At 40.2% G+C, this 25,174-nt stretch carries 25 protein-coding genes and 4 tRNA genes; 12 read left to right on the top strand and 17 right to left on the bottom strand.

The window, feature by feature from the left end; all coding sequences use genetic code 11:
• Position 1 precedes the first annotated feature (1 nt).
• Genes Q7674_RS16515 through Q7674_RS16525 form a run of 3 tightly spaced genes read right to left on the bottom strand, consistent with a single transcriptional unit; the run spans position 2 to position 2,393 of the window.
• The gene (locus Q7674_RS16515; RefSeq protein WP_045065845.1) at positions 2-946 is read right to left on the bottom strand and encodes a 5-oxoprolinase subunit C family protein; all 945 of its coding nucleotides are present in this window, start codon (positions 944-946) and stop codon (positions 2-4) included.
• A complete protein-coding gene (gene pxpB, locus Q7674_RS16520; RefSeq protein ID WP_107229659.1) occupies positions 934-1,632 on the bottom strand; it encodes a 5-oxoprolinase subunit PxpB in 699 nt (232 codons plus the stop codon). Before pxpB ends, Q7674_RS16515 begins: the two co-directional genes overlap by 13 nt.
• Positions 1,633-1,643: 11 nt before the next feature.
• Positions 1,644-2,393 (bottom strand): 5-oxoprolinase subunit PxpA, encoded by a 750-nt coding sequence (locus Q7674_RS16525; RefSeq protein ID WP_045065847.1) that lies wholly within the window; start codon positions 2,391-2,393, stop codon positions 1,644-1,646.
• A gap of 255 nt (positions 2,394-2,648) precedes the next feature.
• Between Q7674_RS16525 and Q7674_RS16530 the strand changes: the two genes are divergently transcribed.
• The gene (locus Q7674_RS16530) at positions 2,649-2,831 is read left to right on the top strand and encodes a DUF3012 domain-containing protein (RefSeq protein ID WP_008987411.1); all 183 of its coding nucleotides are present in this window, start codon (positions 2,649-2,651) and stop codon (positions 2,829-2,831) included.
• Between the two features lie 105 nt (positions 2,832-2,936).
• Here Q7674_RS16530 and Q7674_RS16535 read toward each other — a convergent pair.
• The 5 genes from Q7674_RS16535 to Q7674_RS16555 all read right to left on the bottom strand — a co-directional run bounded on the left by Q7674_RS16535 (position 2,937) and on the right by Q7674_RS16555 (position 4,537).
• Positions 2,937-3,023 (bottom strand) — tRNA-Leu (locus Q7674_RS16535).
• A gap of 100 nt (positions 3,024-3,123) precedes the next feature.
• Positions 3,124-3,210: transfer RNA gene (locus tag Q7674_RS16540), tRNA-Leu, on the bottom strand.
• A gap of 66 nt (positions 3,211-3,276) precedes the next feature.
• Positions 3,277-3,352, bottom strand: a tRNA-Gly gene (locus Q7674_RS16545).
• A gap of 3 nt (positions 3,353-3,355) precedes the next feature.
• Positions 3,356-3,429, bottom strand: a tRNA-Cys gene (locus Q7674_RS16550).
• A gap of 151 nt (positions 3,430-3,580) precedes the next feature.
• A complete protein-coding gene (locus Q7674_RS16555; protein WP_305422861.1) occupies positions 3,581-4,537 on the bottom strand; it encodes a PfkB family carbohydrate kinase in 957 nt (318 codons plus the stop codon).
• Positions 4,538-4,927: 390 nt separating this feature from the next.
• On the opposite strand from Q7674_RS16555, the gene Q7674_RS16560 reads away from it, so the two are divergent.
• The 3 genes from Q7674_RS16560 (at position 4,928) to Q7674_RS16570 (ending at position 7,972) form a co-directional block, all read left to right on the top strand.
• Positions 4,928-5,128, top strand: a complete 201-nt coding sequence (locus Q7674_RS16560) for a hypothetical protein (protein WP_023931779.1) — start codon at positions 4,928-4,930, stop codon at positions 5,126-5,128.
• A 205-nt stretch (positions 5,129-5,333) separates the two neighbouring features.
• Entirely contained in the window at positions 5,334-7,211 is a 1,878-nt protein-coding gene (locus Q7674_RS16565; protein ID WP_023931778.1) for a DUF294 nucleotidyltransferase-like domain-containing protein, read from the top strand.
• 11 nt (positions 7,212-7,222) lie between these two features.
• Positions 7,223-7,972: a 3'-5' exonuclease gene (locus Q7674_RS16570; protein ID WP_023931777.1), complete on the top strand. Its 750-nt coding sequence runs from the start codon at positions 7,223-7,225 to the stop codon at positions 7,970-7,972.
• Positions 7,973-8,043: 71 nt separating this feature from the next.
• On the opposite strand, the gene Q7674_RS16575 is transcribed toward Q7674_RS16570, so the two are convergent.
• The 3 genes from Q7674_RS16575 to Q7674_RS16585 form a co-directional block, all read right to left on the bottom strand.
• On the bottom strand, positions 8,044-9,615 hold the full coding sequence (locus Q7674_RS16575; protein ID WP_305422864.1) for a BCCT family transporter: 1,572 nt from the start codon (positions 9,613-9,615) through the stop codon (positions 8,044-8,046).
• A 552-nt stretch (positions 9,616-10,167) separates the two neighbouring features.
• Entirely contained in the window at positions 10,168-10,374 is a 207-nt protein-coding gene (locus tag Q7674_RS16580) for a hypothetical protein (RefSeq protein ID WP_008987417.1), read from the bottom strand.
• Positions 10,375-10,436: 62 nt separating this feature from the next.
• On the bottom strand, positions 10,437-10,754 hold the full coding sequence (locus tag Q7674_RS16585; protein ID WP_045064709.1) for a glutaredoxin domain-containing protein: 318 nt from the start codon (positions 10,752-10,754) through the stop codon (positions 10,437-10,439).
• A gap of 631 nt (positions 10,755-11,385) precedes the next feature.
• Here Q7674_RS16585 and amrA point away from each other — a divergent pair.
• Together amrA and Q7674_RS16595 are read left to right on the top strand one after the other, a co-directional pair.
• A complete protein-coding gene (amrA, locus tag Q7674_RS16590; protein WP_023931773.1) occupies positions 11,386-12,000 on the top strand; it encodes an AmmeMemoRadiSam system protein A in 615 nt (204 codons plus the stop codon).
• A gap of 123 nt (positions 12,001-12,123) precedes the next feature.
• A complete protein-coding gene (locus Q7674_RS16595; RefSeq protein WP_045064663.1) occupies positions 12,124-12,576 on the top strand; it encodes a DUF2541 family protein in 453 nt (150 codons plus the stop codon).
• A 70-nt stretch (positions 12,577-12,646) separates the two neighbouring features.
• Here the strand turns inward: Q7674_RS16595 and Q7674_RS16600 are convergent, their stop codons facing one another.
• From Q7674_RS16600 to Q7674_RS16610, 3 genes are all read right to left on the bottom strand, one after another.
• Positions 12,647-13,726, bottom strand: a complete 1,080-nt coding sequence (locus Q7674_RS16600; RefSeq protein WP_023931770.1) for a DUF3541 domain-containing protein — start codon at positions 13,724-13,726, stop codon at positions 12,647-12,649.
• A gap of 124 nt (positions 13,727-13,850) precedes the next feature.
• Positions 13,851-14,921, bottom strand: coding sequence for an endonuclease/exonuclease/phosphatase family protein (locus Q7674_RS16605; RefSeq protein ID WP_425260720.1), 1,071 nt, complete (start codon positions 14,919-14,921; stop codon positions 13,851-13,853).
• A gap of 171 nt (positions 14,922-15,092) precedes the next feature.
• Positions 15,093-15,584 (bottom strand): hypothetical protein, encoded by a 492-nt coding sequence (locus Q7674_RS16610; protein ID WP_008987423.1) that lies wholly within the window; start codon positions 15,582-15,584, stop codon positions 15,093-15,095.
• A gap of 293 nt (positions 15,585-15,877) precedes the next feature.
• Between Q7674_RS16610 and mobB the strand changes: the two genes are divergently transcribed.
• On the top strand, positions 15,878-16,411 hold the full coding sequence (mobB, locus tag Q7674_RS16615) for a molybdopterin-guanine dinucleotide biosynthesis protein B (RefSeq protein ID WP_045064666.1): 534 nt from the start codon (positions 15,878-15,880) through the stop codon (positions 16,409-16,411).
• Positions 16,401-16,910 carry an NUDIX hydrolase gene (locus Q7674_RS16620; protein ID WP_045064668.1) on the top strand — a complete coding sequence of 170 codons (510 nt, stop codon included), beginning with the start codon at positions 16,401-16,403 and terminating at the stop codon, positions 16,908-16,910. Before mobB ends, Q7674_RS16620 begins: the two co-directional genes overlap by 11 nt.
• Before the next feature lie 92 nt (positions 16,911-17,002).
• Here Q7674_RS16620 and Q7674_RS16625 read toward each other — a convergent pair whose 3' ends face one another.
• Positions 17,003-18,214, bottom strand: a complete 1,212-nt coding sequence (locus Q7674_RS16625) for an META domain-containing protein (RefSeq protein ID WP_045064669.1) — start codon at positions 18,212-18,214, stop codon at positions 17,003-17,005.
• Positions 18,215-18,552: 338 nt separating this feature from the next.
• Here Q7674_RS16625 and Q7674_RS16630 point away from each other — a divergent pair, with 338 nt between their 5' ends.
• The gene (locus tag Q7674_RS16630; protein ID WP_045064671.1) at positions 18,553-19,887 is read left to right on the top strand and encodes a rhodanese-like domain-containing protein; all 1,335 of its coding nucleotides are present in this window, start codon (positions 18,553-18,555) and stop codon (positions 19,885-19,887) included.
• 163 nt (positions 19,888-20,050) lie between these two features.
• Complete coding sequence (locus Q7674_RS16635) at positions 20,051-20,260, top strand: hypothetical protein (RefSeq protein ID WP_045064673.1); 210 nt, start codon at positions 20,051-20,053, stop codon at positions 20,258-20,260.
• On the opposite strand, the gene Q7674_RS16640 is transcribed toward Q7674_RS16635, so the two are convergent.
• Together Q7674_RS16640 and Q7674_RS16645 are read right to left on the bottom strand one after the other, a co-directional pair.
• Positions 20,250-21,170, bottom strand: coding sequence for a M15 family metallopeptidase (locus Q7674_RS16640; protein ID WP_080892227.1), 921 nt, complete (start codon positions 21,168-21,170; stop codon positions 20,250-20,252). The two genes, Q7674_RS16635 and Q7674_RS16640, sit on opposite strands and share 11 nt — an antisense overlap.
• A gap of 341 nt (positions 21,171-21,511) precedes the next feature.
• Entirely contained in the window at positions 21,512-21,943 is a 432-nt protein-coding gene (locus Q7674_RS16645) for an RNA-binding S4 domain-containing protein (protein ID WP_045064675.1), read from the bottom strand.
• A 414-nt stretch (positions 21,944-22,357) separates the two neighbouring features.
• Here Q7674_RS16645 and fusA point away from each other — a divergent pair, with 414 nt between their 5' ends.
• Both fusA and Q7674_RS16655 read left to right on the top strand, forming a co-directional pair.
• On the top strand, positions 22,358-24,445 hold the full coding sequence (gene fusA, locus Q7674_RS16650; protein ID WP_107229661.1) for an elongation factor G: 2,088 nt from the start codon (positions 22,358-22,360) through the stop codon (positions 24,443-24,445).
• A 185-nt stretch (positions 24,446-24,630) separates the two neighbouring features.
• Positions 24,631-25,119 (top strand): pilus assembly FimT family protein, encoded by a 489-nt coding sequence (locus tag Q7674_RS16655; RefSeq protein WP_052679885.1) that lies wholly within the window; start codon positions 24,631-24,633, stop codon positions 25,117-25,119.
• Positions 25,120-25,174 lie beyond the last annotated feature (55 nt).

The raw sequence follows: 25,174 nt of genomic DNA on the forward strand, positions 1-25,174 counted from the left end.
GTTAGGTCTGAAAAACATTAAAGAATCGACAGAAAGTAAACCATTTCTGCTGCTCTAGTTCAAATTGCTGTGGCGTTAAACAAGCGAACCGAATGGTGTCACCGGGTTTTAACTGGCTAACCAAAGACAAATCATACTGAGTAATACAACCAATGATTGGATACCCACCGAGTGTTTGCCGATCATTTAACAATACAATCGACTCTCCATCTGGCGGTACCTGAATCGCTCCCTTTGCTATCGGTTGTGATATTAATCCCGCATGCCGAGGTATAATTTTTGCGCCAGTTAAACGACATCCCATACGATCACTGTGTTGGGTTAGTTGATATCCAGACGAATAAAAGCGCGCTTTCTGCTCTGCTGTAAAACTATCCGCTTGATACGATTCAATCACAGATACTGTTATCTCATGTTGATAACAAGGAATAAAACGCGCTGGCACCGCTTGATAGCGATATGGACTTGATGATGCCTTTGCATACAAACGTTGACCAACAGCTAAAGCACCACCTTTACCATCAATACCACCTAAATGATTTCGCTGCACAGTAGAGGCACTACCAAAACACGTTTGATTATCAAAGCCGCCTTTAATCGCAAGATAAGCACGCAGCCCATCTCGAGCGTAACCAAATTGCAAGATCTGACCTTGGGTTAATTGATATGTTTGCCAAGGAACTAACACCTTGCCATCCAGCGTGGCATTCATATCAGCGCCTGTTAAGGCAATACAGCAATCTTCGAGCACTTTAAAACAAGCTTGCCCCAGAGTAATTTCGATTTGCGCGGCATTTGGATCATTATTTAATAGCAAATTAGCCCAACAATAAGCATGGAGATCCATTGCACCGCCTTGGCTTAGTCCATGTTCCGCAACACCATAACGTCCTAAATCTTGCAGTTGGATCAACACCCCAGATTCAACGATCTCTAACGCTGCCATAACCGCCCTCCAAGATCGAAAAACGCTTCTCTGGTGATCGAAACAAACTGCACACGATCTCCAATCGAAAAAATAGACAACGGGTAGCGATCCTCAATAAACAATGATTGAGGACAGTTACCAATAATATGCCACCCGCCAGGGCTTTGATCGGGATAGATAGCTGTTTGCTGATCAGCGATACCAACGCTTCCTGCTGGAATTTGTAATCTTGGTGAGGCATGTCGCTGTATCGTTATTTCATCATCCACTGACGATAAAAAGGCAAACCCTGCCGTAAAGCCAATCGCCCCTACGTCATAAGTTTTATTAGAGTGATAGGCAATCACTTGCTGCTGTGTTAAGCCTTTTTCCTTTGCAACTACCGACAAATCAGGCGCTACATCGTGATGATAGTAAACAGGTAATTTATGTAATTTACGCTTTGCGCCACTGTGCTTAGTTAAGTTACTCTGCTGATCAACGTGCCATAATTCAATGGTAGCTATCATCTTTGGATATAGATTCGGACGAGGGCGATATTGCACCATGACTTTGGTATAAGATGGCGTGATATCAATACAATCGTGTTGAAAACTTGATTTAAAAAAAGCGACAAATTCTGAAATGATCAAGGTTGTTTCTGAACAAATTTCTTGCCCAAACTCGACCATAAATGCATTTTCAGTTAAAGGAGAAATCTTCATACTATCTCCAATTAAATCTGTGCTGTATCTAGCAACTGTGAGAGCGCTTTAATCGTTGCAATGGATTCTGGGTTATCCCCATGAACACAAATTGTGTCAACGGTGAGTGAAAGTAACTTACCACAATGTGTTTTAACTTTACCTTGTGCCAGTTGTAGCACCTGCGCTTTGATCAAATCGGGATGATGATGAACCGCATTAGGCTCTGTTCGTGGAACCAAGAATCCTTCAGAGGTGTAGGCTCTATCTGCAAAAGCTTCAAATAATAAATTCACATCATATTGCTGCGCTATTTGAATATAAGCGTCATTACTAGCTTTTGATAAGACCATTAATGAAAGAGGATGAGGGCGAGAGAAGTTCAACTTAGAAACAGTAAGAACAATAGCTTCAAACAAAGCTGGATCTTTCATCATGTCATTGTATAACGCCCCGTGAGGCTTAACGTATGAGACCTGTGCTTCGTGCAAGGCACACAGCGCATCTAATGCCCCCACTTGATAAGCAATACTGTGACGAATTTCATCTACCGTATGCGGAATATGACGGCGACCAAAGCCTTCTTTATCTTGATAACCTGGGTGTGCTCCAATCATCACGTTATGTTGTAGCGCAAGAGCCACTGTCGTTGCCATCACATTAGGATCTGAAGCATGAAAACCACAAGCAATATTAGCCATATTAATCCATGGCATGACTGAAGCATCGTCGCCTATTGTCCAAGCACCGAAACTTTCTCCCATATCGCAATTTAATTTCATCCCGCCCTCCTTGCGATGAATTCAATATTATAACGCTATAAATTTTCAGATTAGGTATCAAGAAAAATGATGAGTACTTCTTTTAGAGTACAGCATCAATACGATGCTTTGTCATTGAAATATGACACAATTTTGACAATAAACCAGCTGAAAAATTTGCTTATCCATAGCCTTTAAGCCATTCTTGCAGCCTATAAACTAATTGCAAAATTTTAACGCTATAGCACTTAGCAAATGATGTATAAAGGAATCAAAATGAAAAAGTTATTGGTTTTATTAGGTGCAGTGACACTACTAACAGCGTGTTCACCAGAAGTAGGAAGCGAAGACTGGTGTAACCAATTAAAAGAAAAGCCTAAGGGTGATTGGACAGCAAACGAAGCAACTGAATTTGCAAAGAGCTGTATTATTCGCTTCGGTACTGATAGCGAAAAATAATAAAGAAGAGCCTGATGGCTCTTTTTTATTGCATCATAGTCTCAATAAAATATTCAAAACAACAGATGAAAAAAAAGCCCATCAAATGATGAGCTTTCTTATAGATGGTGCCCCGGGCCGGACTTGAACCAGCACAGCGCGAACGCCGAGGGATTTTAAATCCCTTGTGTCTACCAATTCCACCACCAGGGCACGCAATTTCTTGCGATGGGTTAGACACCATCTGTAGATACCGCTTTAAGCCATATCTTTTGATCTTATTTTAATACTTACATAAGTTTGTAAGTTAAGATGGTGCCCCGGGCCGGACTTGAACCGGCACAGCGCGAACGCCGAGGGATTTTAAATCCCTTGTGTCTACCAATTCCACCACCAGGGCACGCAATTTCTTGCGATGGGTTAGACACCATCTATAGATACCGCTTTAACGCCATATCTTTTAATTTGGAGCGACACACGAGGTTCGAACTCGTGACCTCAACCTTGGCAAGGTTGCGCTCTACCAGCTGAGCTAGTGTCGCAAATGGAGGCGCGTCCCGGAGTCGAACCGAGGTCCACGGATTTGCAATCCGCTGCATAGCCACTCTGCCAACGCGCCTTTGTTTCTTACCGATAAGTTTGTTGCTCTTCGGTATGGGGTGCATTCTACGGAATGTAGCATTTGAGTCAACACTAATTTTGAGAAATAAATGCTAAGCGATTATTTTACAACCAGAATATAGAATTCAGCTCGTAAGTTATGCGCCAAGTCACATCATGTCGCGCATTGCCGCAGCTGGAATAACGGCAGTAGGATGATTCAGTACTCTCGCCGTTAGGCTTTTTCCAAGTTTTAATGAATGCTCAAGACTTTTTCCACTGATCCTACCGGCAAGATAACCTGCAATGAATGCATTATCTATGAGATGTATAGAGGTTTGATTACGCTCCACTGCTTGAATAAGGGATATACTCATGGCAGAAGAACGAGAAGAGATGTTTAGTTTGTCACATTGACTGGAGAAATCATTCGATGACGAATATTGCTTAATGACTAATTCACAACAATTAAAACGACTATAGCGCTCAATAATATGCTCATCAGTTCCCCATACTTGTTGTTCATCTTTCGAATCAATAAAAGCGATATCAATATAAGGTAATAACTGACATATCCAATACTTTGCTTGTTGCGGTGTCCATAAATGCGCTCGATAACGATTATCGAAATAAACCTTCCCTCCTTTGCGCTTAAACTTTTCTAGTAAGACTAATAACGTAGCTTTTGCATCTTCCGTTAATAGTCCAAAGCTCACAGCACTAATATAAATCGCATGATAATGATACTTATGAAGGGCAATTTCTAACGGTGAAGTGTTCGGTGATAATGAACTAGAGGCAAAGTAATAACGGGCTGCATTATCTTTATTCCAAAAATGGCGATAACACATTCCTTCTCTATCCGTTTCAATGTAGCAAAGATCAGGAAATTTGGTTGAGAAGTAGCGAACTAAACTAGTATCAATCTTTTCCTGCTGCCAGCGTGCAAGTAAGGAAAGAGAAAGTTTATCTGTTCCTACTGCCGTCGCATAGCTCACTGATATAGAACGTGATTGTCCTAAACGAGCTAGATACAAGGCAATATTGGGTATATCCCCTCCATACGTTGAAAACTTAGTAGAGTGGTTAATTTCAACAAGCGCTTCGCCAAAGAAAACAATTCTCACACTGATACCCCATCGTCAGATATCTACGTTATGCTTCCCTTCATGCCACTTAAGATGTCACTTCCTTAAAGCCTAATACAGTTTCCGTTTTTATTGATACTACAATCAACTAGATTAACCAAATTTTTAGATTAATATTTTGAAATACATCTATTCTCTTTTTTGCATTCTATTAAAATCAATTTATAAACTGACTTTTTTGAAAATATATTATTCTTAATAATATATTTCTGTCTCATTAGTACGAATAAGCCTATTAAATAAATGGAATTAAACACGTAACTTTTTGTCGAGAAGATCTCATCTTTATATTTTTATTTTGCAGTCACATATTCTCAAGCTATTATATTTAGTCGTTACTATTATTGTTTGACTAAAGGATTAGTTTGCATGGAAGTGTTAGATTTTATTCAAGCCGTGTTATTTAGCTTAGGTGTACTACTGTTTGCCATGTCAGCTGGCTTCGCCGTTTCATTACTAACAGTAAAATATGATGACGTTGATGATTTAGCAGAAAGCCGTATCGAATCAGGCTTTTTCTCTGGTGCTTGTCTTATCGGTAGTGGCTTTATCGCTTACCTACTGATGTAACTCAGTAATCCCTCATAATTTGACCTATCTTTAACGCTTACTCTCCTTGCAAGCGTTTAAATCTTCTCGTTTATGCTTTACCCTTATTTGTAAGTTATAAAATAATCAATTAATACTTAATAATCATCTTTAGTGTCTTTAATACAGAATATTAAACATGATGAAGCGTAATTAAATATTTACTTCAAAAATAACGGAAAATGAAATGGAAGCGGAACAAATAGAAATTCTTAATTTTATCTCTCAATATCCGCCTTTTGATAATTTGCCCGAGGCGCAGCAGCATGAGCTTGCGATGGAAATTGAAGTCGCTTATTACCGAGCAAATACGATGATCCTTAATACAGGGGACAGTATTCATGACTTATTTCTTATCCGTAGTGGTTCCGTTGAAATTTACCGCCGTAAAGGTGAGCTTTACAATCGCCTAGATGAAGGTGATATTTTTGGGCAGATGGGTCTATTAATGAATAATAGAGTCAGAATGCCTGCTAAAGCACTTGAAGATACCCTTCTTTATTGCATTCCTAATGATCTGTTTATCAAGCTCTGTGACCAATATGATAGCTTTGCTGACTTTGTTGAAGTTGAAGACGGGGCACGCTTACGTCATGCCGTTTCTAGTCAACATGATGAAAATGATCTCACGACATCCAAACTTCGCACTTTAATCACCCGTGACGCGGTGATCATCGATAAAAACGAGTCTATCCAAACAGCAGCGCAAACCATGGCGACTGAAGGTGTTTCAGCCCTACTGTTAAGTGATAACACCGCAACTGATGATGATGACGATAACGATTATGTCGCTGGTATCATCACCGACCGTGATTTGTGTACCCGTGTCCTCGCTGAAGGCATATCAACCTCTGAGGCTGTTTCTTCAGTTATGACCGCAGAGCCAATCACACTTGATCATAACGCCTATGTTTTTGAAGCCATGCTAACCATGCTTCGTTATAACATTCATCACTTGCCAGTATTACGTAACAAGCAACCTATCGGTGTTATTAGTGTCTCTGATATTGTCCGTTATGAATCGCAAAACAGCTTGCTTTTAGTAAGTAGCATTTATCAGCAGCAATCGGTAGAAGAGCTGATCCAACTCTCCGCTCAAGTCAAAGATTGTTTCGTGCGTATGGTAAATGAAGATGCTAACTCGCACATGATTGGTAGTGCGATGGCTGAAATTGGGCGTAGCTTCAAACAACGTCTATTAGAGCTTGCTGAGGAAGAATTAGGGCCACCACCAATCCAATATTGTTTCTTAGCACTCGGCTCTATGGCGCGTGATGAACAACTGATTGTTACCGATCAAGACAATGCGATTATTCTTGATAACAACTATGAACACGATAAACACAATGCTTATTTTGAAGCTCTCGCAAAATTTGTCTGTGATGGTCTTGCCGCTTGTGGCTATAGCTATTGTACTGGCGATATTATGGCAACCAATCCTGAATGGCGTAAAACTCGTCAGGAATGGGAGCAATGCTTTGCAGATTGGATAGATAACCCTAAACCTCAAGCGTTATTAAACAGCTCAATCTTTTTTGACTTAGGTGGCGTATGGGGAAGATTACGTTGGGCAAAACAACTGAACGGTTTTATTGTGCGTCGTGCACGTAACAGCCCACGATTTTTAGCTTGTTTAGCTCGCAATGCGATCAACCGCACTCCACCATTAGGCTTCTTTAAAGACTTTGTGATGGAAAAAGATGGTCGACACAACAACTCGATTAACTTGAAACGTCGCGGTACGGCTCCCCTTGCCGATCTTATCCGTGTCCATGCTTTAGCCGTGGGTTCACGTTCACAAAATTCATTAGAACGTTTAGATGACATTATCGAAAGCGGCATTCTACCACCGGGGCGAGCACAAGATTTACGCGATGCGATGGAATACATTTCATTAGTACGTATTCGTCACCAAGCACTCGATGTCGAAGCTGGGCAAGAAGCTGATAACAGTATTGAACCTGAAAATATGTCTGACTTTGAACGTCGTAACCTCAAGGATGCATTCCAGATCCTCAGTAAGGCACAGAACTTTGTAAAATACCGTTATCAAGGTAATCGTTAATAGAACACGTTATGTTTAGAGAAGCATTCAAACAAACATCATCAGGTCACTTTATGCGTAATACTCGGCTCCTTGATTGGCAACAAATATTCCAGTCTTGTGCTGAAAATGCAAAAGATCCTCGTATTGCGCAATATTACCAACACGGCATGATCAGTGGTGATACCCCACTCAGTGACGTTGAGTTTGTTGCCCTTGATTTTGAAACAACCGGATTAAATGCCAACAAAGACGATATCATCAGTGTTGGTTTGGTTCCTTTTACTATCCATCGTATTTACTGCAAACAGTCACAGCATTGGGTGGTCAAACCGAAATCAAAACTAGATGAAGAGTCAGTGATCATCCATGGTATTACCCATTCGGATGTTCAAACAGCGCCAGATCTACGCCGTATTTTAGAATCGGTACTAGATGCATTAGCAGGGAAAGTGGTCGTTGTTCATTACAAGGCGATAGAACGTCAGTTTATGGATAAAGCCTTACATGTGCGTTTAAACGAAGGTATTCAATTTCCTGTTGTAGATACACTAGCCATTGAAGCGCAGATCCAAGCCCAACAAAATAGCGGATTTTGGGCAAGATTAAAGGGGAAGAAACCAGGTTCTGTGCGATTAGGTAAATGCCGTAGCCGCTATGGGCTTCCAACTTATCAACCCCACCATGCTTTGACAGATGCACTCGCGACGGCAGAGTTACTCCAAGCACAAATTGCTTATCATTTCTCGCCCGACACCCCTATCAATCATATTTGGGAATAAAAAAAACCGCAGCCAGAAAGCTGCGGTTTTTATTTATCTTTTACTACGAATTAAATTGTCTACTCGCTAGGTTATTTATACTTTTCAGTTCTAAAACCAAGTAGCAAACTTAGACACATCAGTAGCAAAATAATGGTAAACGGTAATGCTGTCGATATTGTGCCAGCTTGCAGTGCTTCAATTGCTTGAGTACCACCAACCCACAGTAGTGCAATCGCAATTAAACCTTCAATCACCGCCCAGAAAACACGCTGAGCAACCGGGTTATCCACCTTACCACCAGCGGTAATACTATCGATAACTAAAGAGCCTGAATCTGATGAAGTAATGAAGAATACTAATACCAGACCTACCGCAATTACAGAGAGAATCGTACCCATTGGTAGTGCATCGAACATTTGGAACATTGCTAATGGCACTTCAGTGATACCGTTTTGACCTAATGAACCAATCTTATCCATCACTTGGTGAATAGCCTGACCACCAAACACTGACATCCAAACAGTTGTTACCAGTGTCGGTACAATCAGTACAGCAACCAAGAACTCACGAATAGTTCGACCTTTTGAAATACGTGCGATAAATGAGCCAACAAATGGTGACCATGAAATCCACCATGCCCAGTAAACAACAGTCCAACCATGTAACCATGCCTGATCAGTACGACCATAAGGGTTGCTCAATGGAATGAAGTTTTCGACATAACCCATAATCGTTGTAGGAATAGTATGCATTGAAACAGAAAAGCCCACTGCACCCACAAACACAAGTAAGATCAAGGCTACAATCATATTGATATTACTTAATAGCTTCACGCCAGAGTCGATACCTTGTGCTACTGAGTAAATAGCAATTAATGTAACGACAATGATAATACCAATTTGTAAGCCTAAGCCACCTTGTGTACCAAACACATGATTAATACCACTGGCAGCCTGCTGAGCACCTAAACCAAGTGACGTTGCTAAACCAAATAAAGTAGCAAGTACAGCAAGGATATCTACAATGTGACCAGCCCAACCCCATGTACGATCACCAAGTATTGGGTAGAAAACAGAACGAATAGATAAAGGTAATCCTTTGTTATATGCAAAGAATGCCATTGATAATGCGACTACACCGTAAATTGCCCAAGGATGTAATCCCCAGTGGTACATGGTTGCACCCATCGCAACCTTGAACGCTTCTGGTGTTTCTGGTGTCACATTTAAAGGAGTACCACCCCAGCAGGTGTAATAAGCGGCAGGCTCTGCCACACTCCAGAACATCAAACCGATACCCATACCCGCAGCAAATAACATTGCCAGCCAAGATAGCGTTGAGTGTTCAGATTCTGCATCCTTACCACCTAAACGAATGCGGCCATAAGGAGAAATGATGAGTCCTAAACAAAAGATAACAAAAAAGTTACCCGCCCATAGAAACATGGAATCAAATTTATTCACGATAGCGGTTTTAACACTATCTAATGTTGCTTTTGCTGTTGCAGGATCGCTGATAAGAATGGCAGCTAAGAAAAGAACGATCAGCCCAGCACTCACACCAAATACCGCATTGTGGACATCAAAGCCCCATTTTTGAACATTATCTTGTCCAATCGTGTAGTCGGTATTTTCAATACTATATTTATCGTGCTTACTCATTAATAAAGTCCCATTATGATTATCGCCCAAATGAATAATATTTAGTCCTGTAAATAAAATTCGAGCCGCAATATATAAACATTTGACTGTCACAACTGTCAATAGAGAGCATAACTGACTAAAAAACGGATAATTAGTATTCGAGACGTCACTTCACTCATCAAAAAACAGAATATCCATAACAAAATAAGCCTAATATTTACATCGTATTCTAACTATTCTTTCATCAACATTAGACTATTTGATTATAGATAACGCAAAATTTTGCACCACCTTATAAAAAAGACGCTTTTTTCTTTTTATTCATATGGATAACTAATTGGCACAGACAGGATACGTAGAAAACAAGCATGATTTGGGTGAAAATAACTATCTTGTTGTCGTAGATACAAGAATAGTCTCCCCAGCAACCGCCTAAGAGTGGCGGTAAAGTAAAGAAAAAGGAGAAATAATACTAAGAAATGTTGAATAACATGCTGAGAATAAGAATAGCACAAACGATGCAAGTGCTGTTTTTTTAAACACGAGTGATTAATTAAACAGCACTCTTTATTAAGAAAAATCCAAATGGATATGAGTACAACCTTTTTTACAAGCGATACCTGGTACATCACTTTGTTCTGGTGTCACTAAAAATAAAGGCTGCCCACATTCAGTACAATTAACTGCTTTGCCTTGCATGACTTTCTTAATCATCGCTTGCTGATCGCCAAAAGAGCGTTTGGACTGCTTATTCAATTGCGAAAAATCGAGTTTCATCTCTACTTCCTTTATATATGGAAGATCGTTAAAAACAAAAAGGGCTAGTTAGCCCTTCCTGCTTATAATTCAAAGTCATCAAATTCTGATGTTTCTACTTGGCGTTCAAGAAATGCGACTAAGTCGTCATGACCACCAATATATTTGCCATCAAGAATTATTTGAGGAACAGTGCGAACTGTTGTTCCTGTTTTCTGTTCAATAAAATCGACCATTACAATTTTCGATAAATTTTGGCCTAATACTAACGTTGTGTACTCAGTACCACGTTCATCCAGTAACGCTTTAGCTTTAACACAGTAAGGACAATTTGGTTGTGTGATCATAAGATTGTCGTATTGTGCAAGCTGTTCGATAGTAAGGTTTTGTGCTTCTGTCATCGCCATGCCATTTCAATCATTAATGTAAGTCCGCCAAGATAATTGAAAGTGTGCCGATAGTAAAATATCTCTCTTCACAGTGTTTAGAATATAAACAGTGTGTCTATTTGTTTGCATTGTTCACTTTTCATTCTTAACTTCAGTTAAAAATAACAATGGTAAATATAAAAAACAAACACCAAAAAGTTAACCATATGTTTTAATTGGACTAAATTTAGTATAGAGCAGTGAAATTATTTATTACTAACTTAACAAATTTTAACCTTTCACATATTGAAAATTAGTCAAAAATAGCTGATATTGATTCTCGTACTATTGTTATTCGTTCCTTAATATCTATACCCAAGTAACTTCAAGATTCAACCTGTTGTCACAGCGCCACATTAAATCAAAGCACGCTGTGTAATAGTCAGCTATTACTACGTTGATAAAGCATAATCGAAATTGTCATGTACTTTCTCGTAAGCAAACTGAGTCATTATCGCTGAACCTAAGACCTTGAGGCTATTTGGGTATACATGTAAAAACGCTAATAGTTTCTAAAAAGCATCAGAACCAAGATAAACAACAATAAATTGCTTTTATTACACGGAAATTTGCTGCTCTGTTATACAGAGTAAAGGAGAACGTTGTGGCTATAATAACTGCTTCACCACTAACCTATAATAAAGGTGAACTAACACAGTTACTTGATATTGCACGTAATGCAATTCAAGATCATTTTTCAGATCACTCTATTGATGCACCAAGGCTTGAGCATTACACACGAAAAATGCAGCAACCCGGTGCATGCTTTGTCACACTAGAAGTAAACAACGAATTACAAGGATCAATGGGAACCCCTTTCCCATCACGCCCATTGGTCATTGAAGTACACAACAAAGCGATTGCTAGTGCTTATGAAGATCGTCGTTTCATGCCGCTTTCAGAAGAGCAACTTGATGACTTAACCATTGAAGTTGAAGTACTTTCGCCACTAGAGCCCCTTGAGATTGACTCACACCAAGCGTTAGTTGAATACCTAAGACACCATCGCGTTGGCGTGATGCTAACAGATCGTCAAACGCAAGCTATCATTCTGCCTAGCCGCTGGAAAAAAGGGGTTACGCCGGAGCAGTTTGTTCAGCAATTAAAGCAAAAAGCAGGCTGGGCACCACATTATTGGTCGCCAACAATGGTTGTTAAAACATTTACAACTAGCTCACTCAAAGAAAAGTACGCAAAAATCCGCAGTAAATATTTCTGATCCTCGAAGCAAACAGCAGTAACTACTGTTGTTTGCTTATTCAGAACTTTTCAGTATTCTCTTTATAAAATTTAGCTCATAATGTTCACTAAATACTCATTTCTTTATATAGGTGAATAACTTATGGTCGCATTTTTACGCACATTTTTACTAAGTACATTAGTCATACTGACGCTAAATGGATGTAACAGTACACCTAAAGTAGAGAAAGATGGCTGGGTAAAAATCGCAACTAAAACTGCTAATTTTAAAAGTGAAGAAGACGTTGTAGATATCAATAACTATTTTTCTAAGCAGAAATACGACGCGCTTAAACTTACTTGTACCCAAGGTACGGTGAATATTAAAGATATCAACGTCAGTTATGCAGACGGCAAAACCCAAAATTTACAAACACTGGGAGTATTAACTGCTGACAGCTCAACACGTCCGCTCGTGTTAAATACTAAAGAGCAGACGATTAATAAGATCACGCTAAGCTATAAGAGCCTAGGTAATCTTGCATTGAACGCTGCTGGTGTGACAAAGAAAGCGAAAATTGAAATTTGGGCGCGTAAGCCTAAAGAAACAAACTAATTATTCACGCCCAAAAAAGGTGAAGTCGATATCTCGTACTTCACCTTTTTTGTTTTCTAGCGTTAACGGCTTATTTAGCAATCAACCCATACGGAATGCGTTTAAACATATCAGGCTGACGATTAACCGTTGGACCTATATTCGTCCCTTTCCAATCAAGTAGCATGATGGCAAGTACATTTCGATGTTCACCAGATGCTAAATCAAAATCCCCAGTTACAGATGGGATCATCCCATGTTTGTCATTGATTGCATGTTGGATCGCATAACGCGTTTTTCCGACAACGGGATCATTATCAAGGCCTGCTAATAAGAAATTAACACCGACTTCGGCAATGATATCTTCTTTAGTATTTTTGATGATGTTATCGATATTTTTTCGGTAGTAATCAAAGATCCATTGAAAATCTTTCTCTTGAATTGGTAGCTGATAATACTGCGATGCCGCAAAAATTATATGGGTTAATATATAAATTTTATTGCCGTATTGCTGCTCCGATAACTTACTGTCTTTACTGTCAGGGTAAGTTTCACGAAAGGCAACAACGAACTCATTCACCACATCTTGTTCACCCAGTTGACGTAACCAGTAAACTTGATTGGCTAATTGTGCTCCCCATGCACGGATCATTTCAGGATCTGTTGCGTATTTTTTGAAATCATAGCAACGGATCACTTCTCTTAACTTGGCATCATCACGGTGTTTTAAACCATATTCATTCGCACGCGCCATTGAACCTAGCAACCCTACTCCTAAATACATATATTCAGGCATCGCTTTTGTTGCGGCTAATCGACGCTGACTGCGTTCTTTAGGTGAATTTTCATAGCTTTTTAATCGGTTTAAACCATATTGAGTGATCTGCTCTGGTGTGGTGAGTTCCGCTGAAAACTTATTAAGATTACTAGCGACACGTGCCATATCCTGCCAAATAGCCGCTGTGTATTTCGGATCTAACGATTGACGGTACATTCTTAAACCATAATGTCCCGCTGTAAACGCTGGTAACGTATATAACTGAGGTTCAAAAGTTTGGCGAATTTGCTCAGCGCTTTGTTGATATGGGATCGAAAGCTGCAAGCTATGAGCAGCAAACGACCAACAAAATAAAAGAGTTAATACCCAATAACGAAAAGATAGCAAACGCATAATCACTCAATAGTTAAAGCAATAACGAGCGTTCAGATTAGCATCTTATGACTTGTAGGTTATTAACTTTTCATCAATTACCATTCATATGAATCATAATTGTTAACATGGTCACAGACACAAGTTACTGAGCAATAATGATATCAACCCACACCATTCGGTGATCTGAGCCCGCAGTTGGCTTTTCTTTCCCTTTACAATCTAGAATTAAGTGACATAGAGGATCGTGTTTATCAGGCCAGAAAACACCACTATTACTTACGGCTAAATGTGTCGACGGTAATACATAATCAAGACGTAGCCCAGCCAGATGTGTCCACTCGTTTTTACGACCTTTGCGCTTTTGCCAAGGATAGTAATGCTGTCCACCTTCACTTTTCGGTGTATTTACTCCACAACTAACAGCACGATTGATCTTATGGTGTTTGAGTAAACGCTGAATTGCAGATTTGATGCCATCGCCATCAACCATATCAGCATTAAGATCCCCCATCACAATAAAAGCATCCTCAGGCTCTAAACCACCAGCTTGCTTTTCATCATCAATAAGATACGGCGCATTCTCAATGATATCGATTAACAGTTGGATTTCATCATGATTACGTTTGACGTTACGGCGTTCATTTCCATCAAATACTGGTGGTGTTGGGTGACAACACAGTAAATTAATTTCTTTACCATCAACTAAAACAGGCACGACAACATGATTTTTTGATGATAAACGAAGGACTTCTTGTGCCGCTTCTGAATAATAATCTTTAGGTAACAATGCATTAGGCATCGCTTTCCAAAGTAACGTCTGCCAAGTGCGAATTTTATCTTCATTTAATGGGTATTTAGATAAAATCACAAAGCTGAAATGACCATGAAATTCACCGAAACCCAAACCATCTTCAGGTAATGTGCACATACCATCACCATTTAGATCAACTGGACTCAGTAATCCGGTATTTGAAGGCGGGCAATAACGATACGGATAACTAATTGCGTTCTGCTGATATTGCGATTGTGCTAAATAATGTTGGCAAAAGTTATTAAGGCTTCCATCATCACCACCTTGCCCTAAATGATCAAATTCGCACAAGAGTAAAACATCAGCATTCACGTGTTGAATGATCGCAGCTAACCGCTGAAACCTTTTATTATCAGCCTTTGCCGTCTGATGCAGGATACGTCCCGATTCAGGCTCTGACATCGAAACATTGAACATAGCAACACGTATGGATTTATCCGTATCTAGAAAAGGCGCTTTACACTCAGCCACTCGATTTCTCATCATCAATAATTAAAGTGGCATTGTAATCATCCCGTTCCAGTTAGCAAACGCAAACCTCGAAACTTAATTTTTCTAAATATAAAGAATGAATTAGGATGATTTAACGAGAGTATCAATCACTAAACGTATTTGCTTGGCATCATAACCCGCCTGATGTTTCATCTCGCATAAGCTATCCAATGCCAACTTAAAATGCCCACGCTCTAAACCATTTTTATTTTTAAGCCAATGGCTCACTTCGGTTAACACAAATGAAGGCCGCATGTGTGCTGCATGGTAAAGTCGACCTAACCAAAATAAATCCCACTCACTATCACAAAGAACTAATTCATATTGTCCCAACACTGTATTTAAGTGCTGACAGACATCCACCACTTGCATCCCCTCTTGTTCAAGAGTTTGACGAGTTAGTTTATGAATATCTAATTGCGCTTGTTGATCCCAGTGAGTCCAATTATCAGAAGTTGATAATGGATTAATCAACATACTATTACTTGTACCATCAGGCAGTGAATACCCCACTTCAATAGGATAAGAATGCTCTGATAAACCTGATGCTTCAAAATCAACAATAGCCCACATTACACACTCCCTGTCTATATTATCTTGCTGTTAATCATTAACCTCCGTGAAATGACAACAGCGATGGAATAAACTAACTAGTGACGAACTAATCACTTTTTAACTTTAGACCGTGGTTCTTAATGCAACAAAATTTCCCTGCAAATGATTACATTTAAGACAAGCAACACATAAATAATAAGAGGCAATACAAGGCTTACTTACCTTTTATCACATCGTAATCACTTGAATTCTGCCTTTCCCTTTTTATTAACGGTATAATTGCTAACATTATTTTCCAACGGCGATTCGCTATGATTACTTCTCCTACTCCTTTGATTGGTTTTGCTGGCTTTAGTGGTTCAGGTAAAACTACCCTGCTTGAAAAAGTGATCCCATTATTAAGACAAAACGGCGTTCGCCTTGGTTTGATTAAACACAGTCACCATGATATTGAACCTGATGTTCCAGGAAAAGACAGCTACCGTTTACGTCATGCAGGTTGTGGGCAAACATTATTAGCGACCAAATCACGCCACATGTTGTATTTCGAGTACCCAGAAGAAGAGCGAAAAGATCCTGAGCTCAATGAATGTTTAGCACAGCTCGATCACAGCAAATTGGATTTAGTATTAATTGAAGGTTTTCGTGAACAACCTTTTCCAAAAATCGAAATTCACCGTCCGTCTTACAATAAACCTCTGCTATACCCAAATGATCCTTACATCATGGCATTTGCAACCGATGAGGAAACACAATCATGCCCGTTGCCTCTGCTTGATATCAATGATCCGCAAGCTATTGTACAATTTGTTCTACATTGGTTAAGGGAACAACGTGAGTCATAGTCAGCCTTGTTTTTGTCCTCAATGCGGGCAAAAAACACTTTCGCAATACAGTGCAAAACAATTTGTCTGTATGCATTGTCAATTTACTTATTTTCATAATCCGGCAGCAGCTGTGATGGTTGCCATTACTGTGAAAGATGAGTTACTGATTGCGATTAGAGGAAGAGAACCAGGGCTAGGTGGCTGGGATTTACCCGGTGGTTTTGTTGATCCTGATGAGTCATTAGAACAAGCAGCAATAAGAGAAATACAAGAAGAGCTGGGGTTAACAATTGATACGCTTCACTATCAAGGTTCTTTTAGTAACACGTATTGCTATAAAAATGTGGAATACAAAACCTGTGATACTTTCTTTATTTGCCAATTACCAACCAAGCCAACGCTTATCGCACAAGATGATGTTGCAGAGGTTATGTGGGTAAATAAACGAAACATTGAGCTTGAGCGTTTTGCTTTTCCATCAACACGGCAAGCGGTTTTCCAATGGCTGCAGCAATAGAATAGACATAAAAAATCTCAGCTCATGTTTATATACTTTCAACTAAAACGAGTTGAATCATGGCTGAGATTTTATATCAATTGTTTTTGCGATTATTTAGCTTTAATTAATGGCACTTGAGAGTAGATCATCACACCAAATTGGCCATTTACTCGGTATGATAATGCAAGTTTGCCAGCAAAATAGGTAAATTGACTGACGCCACCTAACTGCTCTAAATACCGTTGCTGTTGTTCTGCCGCTAATGGATTAGCACATTGCTTTTCAGTCACTGATATATGGTTTTCGAGAACATCAATAAAGCCCGGTTGTACTTTTGATTTCACCGTCACAGTGTATTGATTACACGCAATATTCCCCATAAAGCGGCCATTTACATAGCGAAGGCTTATATCACTATCAGCACTCACAGGATCGCCATAACGCCAACTTTCTAATTGCCATTGAGTATTTGATAAAATATCAGGCGTTAAACGAACCACTTTATTTAATCGTGGCTCTTCTATTAGTTCATTCTGCTTATTCAAATGCCAAATATGGCGTACAACGTCACCAGGACAACAAGCAGGATCGTTCTTGCCCGGTTGAATGACATCAAGAATAATCTTCTTATTAACGATTTTAAGATCTTTGACTCGGAAACGATCACCAACAAACGCAGTAGCAATATTATTCAAATGACCACTTTGCTTATCGACCACCGCTAAATACAGAAATTGCCCTGTACCACCCGGTGAATAATTAAGTAGCACTACAGCCATCTTATGATTATTAGGTTTTAAAGGACCTACTGCTTTTATATCATCCAATAAAATAACCTGAGGCATTACCGTACCGCCGGGTTGATACGGCTCACCAGCCCACAAACCATGCTGTAGTTTTATTGCAGTACCAATATCTTCAATACCTTTAAAACGCGCTTCTTTTAAATCACTAAAACTGTATGTTGCTAATGGTGGCAAGACGGTTGCATTAATTTCTTTGAAACTTTGCAAACGAGAACGGTAACTATCCACTAAACAACGCTGAGGATCTGAGTGCTTCAAACACAGATGACGTGTTGCTAACCAATTCTTCTGTGTTTCTTTCATGACATCAGCTTCACTCACCATAGATTGAGTAAGTGCTTGTTGATAAACCCCTGACAGTTGCTTATTAAGCACAACCAATTCAGCATCATGACAAATAAGCTTATCAAGTTCCGATGAGGGTGAATGACAATCTGATGCATCTAAGCTTGCTGCCATTAGCGCAGGGCTAAACATAGCGACAACTCCAGCTAATAAGGGCACCAAACGTTTCATACTACTTCCTCTATATTATTTCTTTACCACGATAAAAATATGGCTTATTGATATTTTTCGACACAGTGCTTAACAATAAGTTCCTTTAAAACAAATCTCTTAGGCATAGTACTGACTTGTCACATTTTGTAGCAAAAGAAAAAACACGGCGTAAATATGCATGCTGTTGTGGGGCTTATCTAGCAATCCTCTTCTACGCTATGTCCAAATAATTTCAAAAAGCTTAGCAATATATTGACCGAGTTTACGATTTACTTACGCACCATCAATTGTATAACAAATAAATTTCGCTAGAATGTCGCCTCGTTTGCTCGTACAGCAGATCCAACAGGTTTTTTATGCGCTCTTTAAATCAACTTTTTGTAACATGTCTTTTGGCGATAAGTACGTCATGTTTTGCTCACGCAGATACAACAACGCCAATAACGACATTTAAGCAATTAGCTCACCAACAACAAACCAACCCTGACATTCAAGTCATTGATTGCCGAGACAGTAATTACTTCAATGGCTGGCCCCAAGGTAATGCTACACGTGGTGGACATATCCCTAACGCCATTAATATTGATAGCAAATGGTTAACACTACTAACATCAGAGCAATTAACCACCTTTATTAAAAATCGAGGCTTATCGCCAACCAAGCCAACCGTTTTATACTGTGGTGGAAATGGCGTATCGGCTATGCAAAAGGCATTAAAACAGCAAGGTTTTACATCAACATCAGGTATCACTGAACCTGTTACCGACTACAAAGGTAAGTTGCAGAAGCTTGCAAACTTCGAACACCTTGTCTCTGCAAAATGGGTTGATCAACTTATCAATCACAAGCAACCGCTTTATGCACCGCAACATGGTTACAAAATTGTAGAAGTCGAGTGGGGTCCCCCATCAACCTATTTACTTTCGCATATACCAGGTTCGCTATATGTAAATACCAATGATATTGAAAGCAAACCTTGGTGGAACAAAGTTAGTAATGCTGATCTTAAAAAAGTTATTAATGATCTGGGTATTCGTTATAACACTACGGTAATTGTTTATGCCCGTAACAATATGTCTGCGGCTCGCTTTGCCAACTTCTTAATGTATGCGGGCGTGCAAGATGTACGGTTACTCAATGGTGGTTGGAATGCATGGGTAAATGCTGGTTACCCAACTCAAGCATTTATTAATGAAAACCATGATGATGTCAGTTTTGGCAAAAGCATTCCTGCTAATCCACAATACCTGACTGGCTTACAACAGGCTAAAGCACTATTACAGCAACCTCGTGATAGCCATTCACTCGTCAGTATCCGAACTTGGCAAGAGTATATCGGCAACACTAGTGGTTATGATTACATCAAACCTAAAGGCCGAATTAAAGGGGCGAAATGGGGTCATGCAGGTTCTGATTCTTACCACATGCAAGACTTCAATAACCCAGATGGCACGATGAAAAGCGGCGCATTAATCGCGAAACAATGGGCGAAGTGGGATATTAAGCCAACACAAAAAGTGGCTTTCTTCTGCGGTACTGGCTGGCGCGCCTCTGAAGCCTTTTTCTACGCCTACGTAATGGGCTGGAAAAATATTAGCGTTTTCGATGGTGGTTGGTATCAATGGAGTGCAGATAAAAACAATCCGATCTCTCAAGGAGTACCAGATCATACCCCTTATTCTGCTCATTAAGATAAAAACGGTAGCCCAAAGCTACCGTTTTTTTATTTGTGAAACAAAGAGCTGACATTTCCATGACCAACATATGACCATATCCTTACAGTTCACTTGTTGAACAAACCCTCGCCACACCATAGCATTTGCGCTCTTTTGTTTACTAAGAGGCAAGCTAACCATGTTTAACATCGCCCCAGTGTATTTAGTAAATAACAACACCCCGAAAACCCGTTACGCACAAGCGATAACCTCTTCTCCATCACCAGTAGAAAAAGCGACTGTAGAGAAAAAAGCACCAACAGTTGCTGGTTTTCATGGCTACGATAACCGCGGCGAAATACAGCCTAAAACAACAGTTAAAGGCCGTACTATTAATATTAGCGTTTAACACAAATCTCTGAGCGCAAAGGGACTTGCTCGATCTGCGCCATCACCTTAGCTGGATTAGCTTGGTAAGCTTTATTTAGCGAAGAAACACCTAACTTATGTTTTAAATAATTCGTGTAGTCATTAAATTTGTACTGGCTGTATGCCTTCGGGTACATACGACTGCAGCTGTTATACCACTCAACATAATGTTTAAAGAAAAGTGTTGCCTGCTGTGCTGACATCTGCGACATCATCACTGCCATATCTTTTGATAGTTGAAAATGTTGATAATCAATTGGCGAATCCCAAAAACCGCCCCAATATAAGAAGCCATTGCGCGCAAAAATACCGACCACGGTTTCCGCCATCCCTTTTCTATCTGGCTTACCATAACGATAGATTTCACGGTTCGCATATTTTGTTCCTTCTACCGGGCTATATTTCGCCTGTCCAGCACGAGCAAAAGTCACAAAAGGATTCTGAACGGGATTTAAGTCAATCGCTGCACCATAAGCATGCAAAGATAGGCTGCTCGTCCCTTCTACCGGACGGTAATTAAATGCCGAAGTATTATTATCCGTCATCGATTTGGTATCATCACCACGATACTTTTCAATCGGCACCGCTTTATGAATAGGAAAACCGACTTGATATAACTCGTCAAAAATCTTACCTACATAAGGGGCAACAGCATCCATCACAATGACCTGACCATTACTGTGGCTACGCCCAGAAAAATCACGGTATTTAAACGTCACCTTTTTTAAGCGCTGACATTGAACAGGTGCAGAAGTGCTCATTACGCCTACACTCGACATAGCCTGACATTCAGCTGAAGTTATAGATGTTACCGTTGCTGCTGTTGCGCTACCAACAACGCCCATCATACCTACAGCAAGCCCTAGTTTAATTAGTTGCTTATTCATCATCTATTCTCACTTAATATACCCAAGTGACTTCAATATGCCTGATTCAGAGCGAGGTCACTGAGTTGAATTCAAGGAAGACAACGAAGCGGAATAGCGAGCTCTGTCCAAGTTGTCTGACGCAAGAAGTCGGCTCAGTGACACGCTCCCAAAGGGCGAGCGTCCTTAGCTCTCAGACTTTGTTAACGATTCTCAATGTAGAACCACTATATCTACAAATCGTTGCCGCGCCTGAGAACTAAGGTCGTCTCGCTGAACACTGCATCTTGAAGTTACTTGGGTATAGACAATAAAAAGACGCCACTCTGTGCGCCTTTCTTTTATATATCTTTTAGCTACTACCATTAAAAGCTAATTGGTTTACGACCTGTTGCCGTATCCGCTTTCGCTTCAGTCGCTTTATTTGCCGCTTTCTTCGTCACAGAACGATTACCTGCAGCTTTTGGCTTATTACTCGGCGCTTTTTTCTTATCCGCTTTTTTCGGCGCAGGCTTAGGTGCTGGTTTAGGTTTTACTTGCTCAACCTGCTCTTGTACTGGTTGGTCACAAAGCACAACGTAAAATTCACCGTTAAACTCAATCACGTCGCCGTCGTACATTTTACAACGCTTACGCAATTCAACTTCACCATTCACTGCAACATAGCCTTCAGAAATGGCATATTTTGCTTCACCACCACCGCTTACAAGGTTGGCAATTTTTAGCACTTTATAAAGTTCGATAGGTTGAGCTAAAACTTCAATACCAATCGCTTCAACTTCAATTTCTTCAGACATGTTGATAACTCAATACGAGATTAAAAAGGAATTTGGTACCAATTCTAACCCACATTGCAACATGAAGGAAAAAAATGACGAAATAGAACAGCATTTTGTAAAGTAATACTCAAAATCATTGATAGTAAACAGCAAAATGTTCAGTAATCTTTACAATACATGTTAATTCTTGTGGATTCTCATCCTAAAAAACATGACAAAAATATAACTTTTTCAACTTACATTTCCCAAAAACCTAGGCTAATCTTTTTTTTTGTAGTCTTATTTGCTTGGTTATTGGGCAAGAAAGCGGATTGCTAGAATAAAAAGCAAGCGAATAACGATTTAATTACGCATAGCTATGTTCTGATTGACATAAGTAGTGCTATAATCCGCCACCTCACATGTGACAGTAATTGTTTATAGAGAAAAACAATGACAGATTTATCTAAATACAGAAACATTGGTATTTTCGCGCACGTTGATGCGGGTAAAACTACTACTACCGAGCGTATCCTTAAGCTTACTGGTAAAATCCACAAGATCGGTGATACTCACGACGGTTCAACTACTACTGACTTCATGGAGCAGGAAGCTGAGCGTGGTATTACAATCCAGTCTGCAGCAGTTAGCTGTTTCTGGAACGATCACCGTCTAAACGTTATCGATACTCCAGGACACGTTGACTTCACAGTTGAAGTTTACCGTTCTCTTAAAGTACTTGACGGCGGTATCGGTGTATTCTGTGGTTCTGGTGGTGTTGAGCCTCAGTCTGAGACTAACTGGCGTTACGCTAACGAATCAGAAGTATCTCGTCTGATCTTCGTTAACAAACTTGACCGTATGGGTGCTGATTTCTACCGCGTTGTTGACCAAGTTAAGAACGTACTAGGTGCTACACCTCTAGTTATGACTCTACCAATCGGCCGCGAAGAAGACTTCGTAGGTGTTGTAGACGTTCTAACTCGTCAAGCTTTCGTATGGGATGACACTGGTCTTCCAGAAAACTACTCAATCCAAGAAATCCCTGCGGATATGGTTGATGACGTTGAAGCTTACCGTGAAGAGCTAGTTGAAACTGCTGTTGAGCAAGACGACGACCTAATGGAAGCTTACATGGAAGGTAACGAGCCTTCTATCGAAGAGCTTAAGCGTTGTATCCGTAAAGGTACTCGTGACCTAGCATTCTTCCCAACTTTCTGTGGTTCTGCATACAAGAACAAAGGTATCCAGCTTGTTCTTGACGCTGTTGTAGATTACCTACCAGCTCCAGACGAAGTTGACCCACAACCTCTAACTGATCCAGAAACTGGTGAAGAGACTGGCGAAGTAGCAACTGTATCTGCTGACGAACCATTCCGCGCACTAGCGTTCAAGATCATGGACGACCGTTTCGGCGCCCTAACTTTCGTACGTATCTACTCTGGTAAGCTAAACAAGGGTGACACTATCCTTAACTCAGCTACTGGTAAGACTGAGCGTATCGGCCGTATGGTTGAGATGCAAGCGAACGATCGTAACGAACTAACTTCAGCTCAAGCTGGTGATATCATCGCTATCGTTGGTATGAAGAACGTTCAAACTGGTCACACTCTATGTGATGTTAAGCACGAGTGTACTCTTGAACCAATGATCTTCCCAACTCCAGTAATTTCTATCGCTGTAACTCCTAAGGACAAAGGCGGTTCTGAGAAGATGGGTATCGCTATCGGTAAGATGGTTGCAGAAGATCCATCATTCCAAGTTGAGACTGACGAAGAAACTGGTGAAACAATCCTTAAAGGTATGGGTGAACTTCACCTAGACATTAAGGTTGATATCCTTAAGCGTACTTACGGCGTAGACCTAATCGTTGGTCAACCTCAGGTTGCTTACCGTGAAACTATCACTCAACCTGTTGAAGATAGCTACACGCACAAGAAACAGTCTGGTGGTTCTGGTCAGTTCGGTAAGATCGACTACCGCATCAAGCCTGGCGAGCAAGGTTCTGGCTTCAAGTTCACATCAACAGTTGTTGGTGGTAACGTGCCTAAAGAATTCTGGCCTGCAGTAGAAAAAGGCTTCGAAGTCATGATGGACAACGGTGTTCTAGCTGGCTTCCCAACGCTAGACGTTGAAGTTGAGCTATTCGACGGTGGTTTCCACGCAGTTGACTCATCAGCAATCGCGTTCGAAATCGCAGCGAAAGGTGCATTCCGTCAATCTATGCCTAAAGCTGGTCCACAGCTTCTAGAGCCAATCATGCACGTTGACGTGTTCACTCCTGAAGATCACGTTGGTGACGTAATCGGTGACCTTAACCGTCGTCGTGGTATGATCAAAGACCAACAAGCTGGTGTTACTGGCGTACGTATCAAGGGTGATGTACCACTTTCAGAAATGTTCGGTTACATCGGTACTCTACGTACTATGACTTCTGGTCGTGGTCAGTTCTCTATGGAGTTCGCACACTACGCACCATGTCCTGCAAACGTTGCTGAAAAAGTAATCGCTGAGCAGAAAGAAAAGAACGCTAAGAAGTAATTTTTAATTACTCTAAGTAATCTTTTTAACCCCGAGGGCTTTGCTCTCGGGGTTATTTTTTGTCTGCAAAAATACGCTTTCATCACAATAACAAACCTATCATTAAGTCTTTTCTGGCATATCTTCTTTCTCTTCTTGTACACTCCTCTCCCACTGCAATAGGAAATGAACACAAAGGATAGTGTATGAAACATCGAAAACAGGTTGGCTTTACCTTAATTGAATTAGTCATTGTCATAACTATCCTCGGCATCGTCACTGTGACTGCAGCACCTAAATTTCTCAATATATCCAGTGATGCCAGAGTGGCCGTACTCAATGGTATTGCTGGTAGCATCAAAACAATCAACACGATTGTAAATACCAAAGCAATTATCCAAGCCGTACCTGATACAGGGGATGATAAAAACAGAACCATCACAACTAATTTAGGCCCTGTTGATACTTGGTATAAGTATCCGGAAAGTGTGGCAGAGAAAGGCAAAGGGTTGAGAATTGCAGAGCTCATTGAGCTTGAAGGGCACAATATTACTATCTTTAATGAAGATAAAAATAATCCGCAATGCTATTCGATTAAAATGGGTTATAACGAAACAACCTGCTACGTAAAATACACAGAAGCATGTAGTACAACGGTACCAGCCAAAGTCGAGACTATTTCAAGTCAGTGCTAACTCAGAAACACATATTTCAGATAGTAAAAAGGGACGCTAGACGTCCCTTTTATTT

Source organism: Photobacterium leiognathi (assembly GCF_030685535.1).
In the GTDB taxonomy this organism is placed as follows: Bacteria; Pseudomonadota; Gammaproteobacteria; order Enterobacterales; family Vibrionaceae; genus Photobacterium; species Photobacterium leiognathi.